Annotated in this window: 9 protein-coding genes; 1 reads left to right on the plus strand and 8 read right to left on the minus strand. The window is 31.0% G+C overall.

Annotated elements, in window-relative coordinates:
• Positions 1–48: 48 nt before the first annotated feature.
• From WH52_RS14600 to WH52_RS14630, 7 genes are all read right to left on the minus strand, one after another.
• Entirely contained in the window at positions 49–693 is a 645-nt protein-coding gene (locus WH52_RS14600) for a YceI family protein (protein ID WP_086031712.1), read from the minus strand.
• A gap of 138 nt (positions 694–831) precedes the next feature.
• A complete protein-coding gene (gene dtd, locus WH52_RS14605; protein WP_086031713.1) occupies positions 832–1,284 on the minus strand; it encodes a D-aminoacyl-tRNA deacylase in 453 nt (150 codons plus the stop codon).
• A 22-nt stretch (positions 1,285–1,306) separates the two neighbouring features.
• Entirely contained in the window at positions 1,307–2,248 is a 942-nt protein-coding gene (gene rsgA, locus WH52_RS14610; protein ID WP_086031714.1) for a ribosome small subunit-dependent GTPase A, read from the minus strand.
• Between the two features lie 48 nt (positions 2,249–2,296).
• Positions 2,297–3,379 (minus strand): bifunctional 3-deoxy-7-phosphoheptulonate synthase/chorismate mutase type II, encoded by a 1,083-nt coding sequence (locus WH52_RS14615; RefSeq protein WP_086031715.1) that lies wholly within the window; start codon positions 3,377–3,379, stop codon positions 2,297–2,299.
• 12 nt (positions 3,380–3,391) lie between these two features.
• Positions 3,392–4,255, minus strand: coding sequence for a prephenate dehydrogenase (locus WH52_RS14620; RefSeq protein ID WP_086031716.1), 864 nt, complete (start codon positions 4,253–4,255; stop codon positions 3,392–3,394).
• Positions 4,252–5,412 (minus strand): pyridoxal phosphate-dependent aminotransferase, encoded by a 1,161-nt coding sequence (locus tag WH52_RS14625; RefSeq protein WP_086031717.1) that lies wholly within the window; start codon positions 5,410–5,412, stop codon positions 4,252–4,254. Before WH52_RS14625 ends, WH52_RS14620 begins: the two co-directional genes overlap by 4 nt.
• Positions 5,409–6,233, minus strand: a complete 825-nt coding sequence (locus WH52_RS14630) for a prephenate dehydratase (protein ID WP_086031718.1) — start codon at positions 6,231–6,233, stop codon at positions 5,409–5,411. Before WH52_RS14630 ends, WH52_RS14625 begins: the two co-directional genes overlap by 4 nt.
• A gap of 225 nt (positions 6,234–6,458) precedes the next feature.
• On the opposite strand from WH52_RS14630, the gene WH52_RS14635 reads away from it, so the two are divergent.
• Complete coding sequence (locus WH52_RS14635) at positions 6,459–7,103, plus strand: MBL fold metallo-hydrolase (protein ID WP_086031719.1); 645 nt, start codon at positions 6,459–6,461, stop codon at positions 7,101–7,103.
• A 6-nt stretch (positions 7,104–7,109) separates the two neighbouring features.
• Here the strand turns inward: WH52_RS14635 and WH52_RS14640 are convergent, their stop codons facing one another.
• Positions 7,110–7,736, minus strand: a complete 627-nt coding sequence (locus tag WH52_RS14640; RefSeq protein ID WP_086031720.1) for a Crp/Fnr family transcriptional regulator — start codon at positions 7,734–7,736, stop codon at positions 7,110–7,112.
• Positions 7,737–7,821 lie beyond the last annotated feature (85 nt).

Below are 7,821 nucleotides of genomic sequence, written 5' to 3' on the forward strand. Positions count from 1 at the left end.
AAAAGCATCGATAATTATCGATGCTTTTTTTATGGTATAAGTTTGTGCTTATTTTTTAGCTTTTACATCAAAAGACATTTCCATAATATCGTTGATGAATTTATCTTTTAAAGCAGCGTCAATCTTTTTAGACTTGTAAGTAACTCCAAATTCAGTTCTGTCAACTCCAAAAGTATCACTTTTAAAAGAAACAACTCCATCAGTTTCAGAAACTTCAGCAGGAATCGTAATGCTCTTAGTAATATCTTTAATAGTTAAGTTACCTGTTACGTGTAATTTACCATCTTTCATTTCAGAATTTGCAATTACAAACTTAGCAGTAGGGAACTTTTCTATATCAAAGAAATCTCCAGCTTTTAAATGATCTTCTAAATCTTCTTTACCTTTACCAGCTTCTAAATCTAAACAGTTGATAGTTTTCATATCAATAGTAAACTCACCAGCTTTTAAAGCTCCGTTTTCTAAATCTAAAATTCCGCTAGCTAATTTTACATCTCCATTATGAGCTCCAGTTGGCTTAGTTCCTTTCCAGTTAATTACAGACTCAGCAATGTTTGCTTTATAAGAATTAATAACATTCTCTACTTTTTTAACGTCTTTTACTTCTTCGCTTGTTTCAGCTTTTTTCTTTTCTGTTTTACAAGAAATTGCAGTTAATGCGATAAAAGCAATTGCTAAAATTGATTTTTTCATTATGATTGATTTTTAATAATTGAGTTTATTTAGAACAAATGTAGATAAAAAATATTTCCCACGGAAATTATCTATTAGTTAAGATTTTCTTAATAGAAAAGAAATTAGAATCAACTTTTTGCTTTTTAGTGATTTAAGTTATTCTTTGTTTTTAGTGTCTATGATTATAGTTACTGGGCCATCGTTTAATAATTCTACTTTCATGTCTGCACCAAATTGACCAGTTTGAACTTTTTTGTTGAGGTCTTTTTCTAGTTGAGTAACGAAACTTTCATATAGAGGAATAGCTATGTTTGGTTTAGCAGCTTTAATATAACTAGGTCTATTTCCTTTTTTAGTTGAAGCGTGTAAAGTAAATTGACTAACAACTATTGCTTCACCGTCAATATCCAATAAAGATTTGTTCATTACTCCGTTTTGATCTCCAAAAATTCTAAGATTAGCAATTTTTTTAGATAACCAGGTAATATCCTCATTAGTATCTTCTTCAACGATTCCTAATAAAATTAATAATCCGTTGTTTATGTTGGCTACTTTCTCACTTTCAATAGTAACACTTGCTTTAGAGACTCTTTGAATTACAGCTTTCATTTATTTCGGTATGATAAGTATGTTAGTCCCAAATATCTGTTCGGTAATGTTCTTCTTCGCCTTCTAAAATTTGAAGGTAACTTTTGTATCGAGACCATGCTATTTCTTCGTTTTCTAATGCTTCTTTAACTGCACATTTAGGCTCGTTTATATGAATACAATTGTTGAATTTGCAATCTTGTTTTAAAGCAAAAAACTCTGGAAAATAGTCTCCAAGTTCATCTTTTTCCATATCAACAATTCCAAAGCCTTTGATTCCTGGAGTATCAATAATTCGAGCATCAAAACTTAAGTCAAACATTTCTGCAAAAGTAGTCGTATGCTGTCCTTGTTTGTGTTGTTCAGAAATTTCTTTGGTTTTTAGGTTTAATGAAGGTTCAATAGTGTTTAAAAGTGTGGTTTTTCCGACACCAGAGTGACCGGAAAACATACTTATTTTTCCTGTCATTAATTCTTTAACTTTATCTACATTGATGTTCTTTGTGGCAGAAACTTCAATACAAGTATAGCCAATGTTTTCGTAAATATCTTTCAGGTACATTATTTCTGCTCGCTGTTCAATTTCATACGAATCTATTTTGTTGAAGACTAAAATAGTTTCAATTGAATATGCTTCAGCAGTAACTAAAAAACGATCGATAAATGTTGTGAAAGTTGGTGGATTATCAATGGTAATTAATAAAAATACTTGATCGATATTAGAAGCAATAATATGTGTTTGCTTAGATAGGTTTACTGATTTACGAACGATGTAGTTTTTACGCTCATGAATTTGGGTAATTACTCCGGTTTCTTCATTATTCTTAGTTTCTAAAGAAAAATCTACAGTATCACCAACAGCAATTGGATTTGTACTTTTTATTCCTTTGATTCTAAATTTTCCTTTAATCCTACATTTATATAGTTTGTCTTGAGATTTTACCCAGTACCAACTTCCTGTAGATTTATAAACCGTTCCTACCATACGACAAAGATGAGAATAAAAAATATTCCCGCAAAAAGCGGGAATGTTTTAACTGTTAATTATTTTTTCTTGGTGATTTATACTCTCTTGGTGGATTGCTTTAAACATTTTAAGAATAAATTCTTCACTCAATCCTCTTTCTTCTCCTTCAAGAATCATTTTTCCTAAGATTTCATTCCAACGCTTGGTTTGTAAAATAGCTACGTTTTTCTCTTTTTTAAGTTCTCCAATATTGTCGGCAATTTTCATTCTTTTACCTAGTAAATCAATTAATTGATGATCTACAACGTCTATTTGAGTACGTAATGTATTTAATGCATTTCTATAATCTGCTTCGGTATCGGTTGCTTTTCTAACTTTTAAATCAACCATCATTTGAATTAACGATGTTGGTGTAATTTGCTGCTTAGCATCACTCCAAGCATTGTCTGGATCATAATGTGTTTCAACCATTAATCCATCAAAATTTAAGTCTAAAGCAGTTTGACAAATATCAAAAATGATGTCACGACGACCAGCAATATGAGAAGGGTCACAGATAAGGGGTAAATCTGGAAAACGATTTTGTAATTCAATAGGAATTTGCCATTCTGGATTGTTACGGTACCTTGTTTTTTCATAGGTGGAAAATCCTCTGTGGATCACTCCTAATTTTTTAATGTTGGCTGTATACAATCTTTCGATAGCTCCTAACCATAAAGGTAAATCTGGATTTACAGGGTTTTTTACCAATACAATTTTATCGGTTCCGTTAAGAGCATCGGCAATTTCTTGGATAATAAATGGACTTACTGTAGTACGAGCACCAATCCATAAAATATCTACATCGTGTTCTAAAGCTAATTTTACATGGTCTTTGTTAGCTACTTCTGTTGCGATTAACATACCTGTTTCTTCTTTAGCTTTTTGAAGCCACTTTAAACCTAAAGCGCCAACTCCTTCGAAATTTCCTGGACGAGTTCTAGGTTTCCAAATACCTGCTCTTAATACAGTAGCATCGGTGTCTTTTAGTTCGTGAGCAATTTTTAAAACTTGCTCTTCGGTTTCTGCGCTACAAGGTCCTGCTATTACTAATGGATGATTTAATTTAAAGTCGTCTAACCAAGTTCTTAATTCTTTTTTGTTTTCCATGATGTTGTTATTTTAAGAGAGCTTTACTTCTTGAATTCCCGTTAATATTTGTTTTATATGATTTGTGTTTTCCATTTCAGAATAGATTTCTGAGAATTTATGTTCTTCTAATAATTGTTTAAAATGCTGTAGGTTTTGAATGTATTCTTCTAAAGTTTCGATTACATTGTCTTTGTTTTGTTCGAAAATAGGAGTCCACATAGCAGGTGAACTTTTGGCTAATCGAACTGTAGAGGCAAATCCACTACCAGCCATATCAAAAATGTCTCGTTCGTTTTTTTCTTTCTCAATTACTGTTTTACCAAGCATAAAAGAACTTATATGTGAAAGATGTGATACGTAGGCAATATGTTTATCGTGAGATTTTGGATCCATGTATCGAATTCGCATTCCTAATTTTGAAAAGATATCTAATGCTTTTTCTTGCAATTTGAATGCTGTTTTCTCTACCTCACAAATAATGTTTGTTTTGCCTTTATACAAATTTCTTAATGCAGCTTTGGGTCCTGAAAACTCTGTTCCTGCAATAGGATGTGTTGCTAAAAAGTTTCTTCTTTTTGGATGTTGTTCTATTGCTTGACAAATTTGAGTTTTTGTTGAGCCTACATCGATGACCAAACAATTGTCTGAAACTAAATTTAAAACCTCAGGAATTAGATCGACAGATACATCCACAGGAATGGAAACAACTACAATATCAGCATTTGTTACATCCTTTAATTCGGCTTTTTTTTGAATAATACCTAAATTAATAGCCTCTTGTAAGTGCTCTTCTTGTTGATCAATTCCGTAAATTGTACAATTTTTAAACTCATGTTGCATATCTAATGCTAAGCTTCCTCCAATTAATCCTACTCCGATTATATATACATTCATGCTGTTTCGTTGTTTAGTATTCTGTTTGTAGCTTCTTTAATTTTTTCTTCGGGAACACATAGTGAAAATCGAATATATCCCTTGCCTAAATCACCAAAAATGGTTCCAGGTGCAACAAATAAATGATAGGTATATAATAGTTTGTCTACCATTTCTTCTGATGTTATTCCTTCTGGTAATTTTGCCCATACAAACATACCAGCCGTATTTTTGTCGTAAGTGCAATGTAAACTTTCAGCAAGTTTCCAAACAAGATTTCTACGGATTTCATATATACTGTTTATAGAATTAAACCAATCTTTAGGTTGCTCTAATGCTTTTATAGCTCCTTTTTGAATGCCTAAAAACATTCCAGAATCCATTTGAGTTTTTACTTTTAAAATTTCAGTTAAAAATTCGCTATTGCCTAATAGCATTCCAACTCGCCAACCAGCCATATTAAAAGATTTACTCAAAGAGTTCAGTTCTAAAGCAATGTCTTTTGCTCCTGGAATAGATAAAATACTTGTAGGGTTATCGTTTAATATAAAGCTATACGGATTGTCATTTACAATAACTATTTGATGCTTCTTTCCGAATGCAATTAACTTTTGCAATGTTTCTTGAGTCCCTTTGGCTCCCGTTGGCATATGCGGATAGTTTACCCACATTAACTTTACTTTTGATAAATCTAAGTTTTCTAATTCATCAAAGTTTGGTTGATATTTATTGTCTTCCGTTAACGAATAATATATAGGTTTAGCACCTATTAAATTAGTAACCGCACTATATGTTGGATATCCAGGGTTTGGAATTAAAACGCCATCTTCTTCATTTAATAAAGCTAAAGAAATATGCATAATCCCTTCTTTGCTCCCCATTAACGGAAGTACTTCGTTTGAAGGGTTAATAGCTACGTTGTAATTCGATTGGTAAAAAGACGCAATAGCATTTCTAAATGCTTCAATTCCTTGATAACTCTGATATTGATGCGTGTTTTGTTCAGAAACACTTTGTGTAATCGCATCAATTACCGAAGTGGGTGGAGCCAAATCTGGGCTACCAATTCCGATATTTATAATTGGTTTTCCTTCAGAAATTAACTGTCGTACTTCTTTTAATTTTTTAGAGAAGTAGTATTCTTGAACACTTTGTAAACGGTTGGCAAACTGTATCATAATCTTCCGTTTTTATATTCTCCTAATATTTTAAAATCTTCTGCCATAATTTCAATAATAGCTTTTGCTTTTGCGTAATCGTTATACGTTTCGAAAGTTACATCGACGAAAAATGAATATTTCCAAGGGGTTTCAATTTTAGGTAACGATTGAATTTTAGTGAGATTTAATTTACAATCGCTCATTACATTTAAAATAGCTGCTAAGCTTCCTCTTTTATGATCTAACTCAAATTTTAAAGATGCTTTATTAATACTGTCAATTCCGTTTTCTGGTTTTTCAGTTTGAAGAATTACAAAACGGGTCGCATTGTTTTTTATGGTTTGAATTTCGTCTTCGATAACTGTTAAATCAAAAATTTCTGCTGCAATTTTAGGAGCGATAGCAGCAACTCCTTTGAGTTTGTTTTCTGAAATTCGTTTAGCTACTTCAGCAGTATCAACATCTTCAATAAGTTTTATGTGCTTATAATTTTTAAAGAACTCTTTACACTGTAATAAAGCCATTGGGTGAGAACATACTTCAGTAATATCTTCAATTTTTTGATTGTCTAATCCCATTAAATGATGATGAATTGGTAAATAATATTCACCAGAAATATGCAAATTATTCTTGTCGATTAATGCGTAGTTAGGAATAATAGAGCCAGCAATGGTGTTTTCTATTGCCATAATTCCTTGGCTGCTATGGTTGTTTGTTAAACTATCAACCAACTTATCGAATGATAAACATTCTTGTAAAGTTATATCGTTACCATAATAATTTTGGGCTACGATATGATGATTACTTCCTTGTATTCCTTGAATGGCTATTTTTTTCATTTTAATGCAAAAAAAAAGCCTCGATTTATCGAGACTTTATATTCATATATTTTAATTTTGTTATTTAATTGTATGGTATAAAGTCTCTTCTCTTACTAAAAAAGTAAAAGTAAAAATAAAAACCTTGCCATACATTTTGTAACATACTATGTGTCGTGTTTTAAATACAAGACAAATCTTAGAAATTAAATTTAGAAAACCAAATTATCTTCAAAAAAATATTTTATGCAAATTGAACGAGTAACTTCTCATTGGACAACCAATACTTATTATATAGAACATAATGGAGAATCTGTTTTAATAGATGCGTCTGATTTGGCTATTAAAGAGTATGTGAAAATAACACCAAAACAAATTATTGTTACACATGGTCATGTAGATCATATTGAAGTTTTAGAAGATTTAAAAGAAGAATACTCGTGTGAAGTAACGATTCAGAAAGACGGACAGTTAATGTTAACTGACCCGATGATGAATACTTCTGGATTTTTTCCGCAGTTTAAAACAATTTCTTGTAAAGAAGCAGAAAATACTTTTAAAGGAAAAGAATTTGAGTTTACAATAGGAGGTAAATTGTTTAAAACAATGCATACTCCTGGACACTCACCAGACTCTTCTGTTTTTTATAATGAAGAAGAAAAATTATTAATTGCAGGTGATTTAATTTTTGAAAACTCTATTGGACGTTCAGATTTTATGCATTCTAATACTGAAGAACATTTAAAAAATGTAGTAAAAGTTTTAGATTTTTTTGATGATGATTATACTGTTTTACCAGGGCATGGAAATCCGTTTTTGTTAGGAAAAGCTAAAAACGATATTTTGTCGGTAGTACAATGGGTTGCTAATCAAGAGCGAATTGTGTTGTAAATTAGTCTATTCTAAAAGTTCAATATGATTTCTGTGTAATTTTATTTTTTCTTCAATTTTAAGAGCTTTTAAAATACGAGAAATTACTACTCGAGATGTATGAAGTTCATTGGCAATTTCTTGATGTGTAACATTTACAGAATTGGTTTGATGAACTTTTGCTTTTTCTTGTAAATATTTAAAAACTCTGTTGTGCATATTGTTAAAAGCGATCGTGTCAATGGTTTGAAGCATTTCATCCATTCTGTTGTGGTAGCTTTGTAAAATAAACTCCTGCCAACTTTTATATAGCATCATCCACTCTTCCATTTTTTGAATTGGAATCATTACTAAATCTACATCAGTTTCTGCGATAGCTCTTACTTTGCTTTTCGCTTTGTTTACACAGCAAGATAATGTCATGGTACAAGTGCTTCCTCTTTCTATATAATAAAGCAATAATTCATCACCCATTTCATCTTCTTTTAAAACTTTTACAGCTCCGTTAATAATTAAAGGAATGAATTGTATAGGAGTGTTAATATCAATAATAATATCTTCTGCTACTATATGTTTTAATTGACCAATATTTTGAATTTCTTCTAAAAGAGGTCTTTCAAATAAATTTTGATAATGTACTACGAAGTTTTGCATGATATAAAACTAGAAGAATTTATAAAATAAAAAAAAGCTCTTCAAATTTTGAAGAGCTTTTTGCGGTCTGGACGGGACTCGAACC

It is taken from the genome of Tenacibaculum holothuriorum (assembly GCF_002120225.1).
GTDB classification, from domain to species: domain Bacteria; phylum Bacteroidota; class Bacteroidia; order Flavobacteriales; family Flavobacteriaceae; genus Polaribacter; species Polaribacter holothuriorum.

What these genes read in the sequence shown, in the direction of transcription:
- WH52_RS14600 (WP_086031712.1), bottom strand. Translation starts at nt 693, where the DNA reads ATGAAAAAATCAATTTTAGCAATTGCTTTTATCGCATTAACTGCAATT.
- dtd (WP_086031713.1), bottom strand. Translation starts at nt 1,284, where the DNA reads ATGAAAGCTGTAATTCAAAGAGTCTCTAAAGCAAGTGTTACTATTGAA.
- rsgA (WP_086031714.1), bottom strand. Translation starts at nt 2,248, where the DNA reads ATGGTAGGAACGGTTTATAAATCTACAGGAAGTTGGTACTGGGTAAAA.
- WH52_RS14615 (WP_086031715.1), bottom strand. Translation starts at nt 3,379, where the DNA reads ATGGAAAACAAAAAAGAATTAAGAACTTGGTTAGACGACTTTAAATTA.
- WH52_RS14620 (WP_086031716.1), bottom strand. Translation starts at nt 4,255, where the DNA reads ATGAATGTATATATAATCGGAGTAGGATTAATTGGAGGAAGCTTAGCA.
- WH52_RS14625 (WP_086031717.1), bottom strand. Translation starts at nt 5,412, where the DNA reads ATGATACAGTTTGCCAACCGTTTACAAAGTGTTCAAGAATACTACTTC.
- WH52_RS14630 (WP_086031718.1), bottom strand. Translation starts at nt 6,233, where the DNA reads ATGAAAAAAATAGCCATTCAAGGAATACAAGGAAGTAATCATCATATC.
- WH52_RS14635 (WP_086031719.1), top strand. Translation starts at nt 6,459, where the DNA reads ATGCAAATTGAACGAGTAACTTCTCATTGGACAACCAATACTTATTAT.
- WH52_RS14640 (WP_086031720.1), bottom strand. Translation starts at nt 7,736, where the DNA reads ATGCAAAACTTCGTAGTACATTATCAAAATTTATTTGAAAGACCTCTT.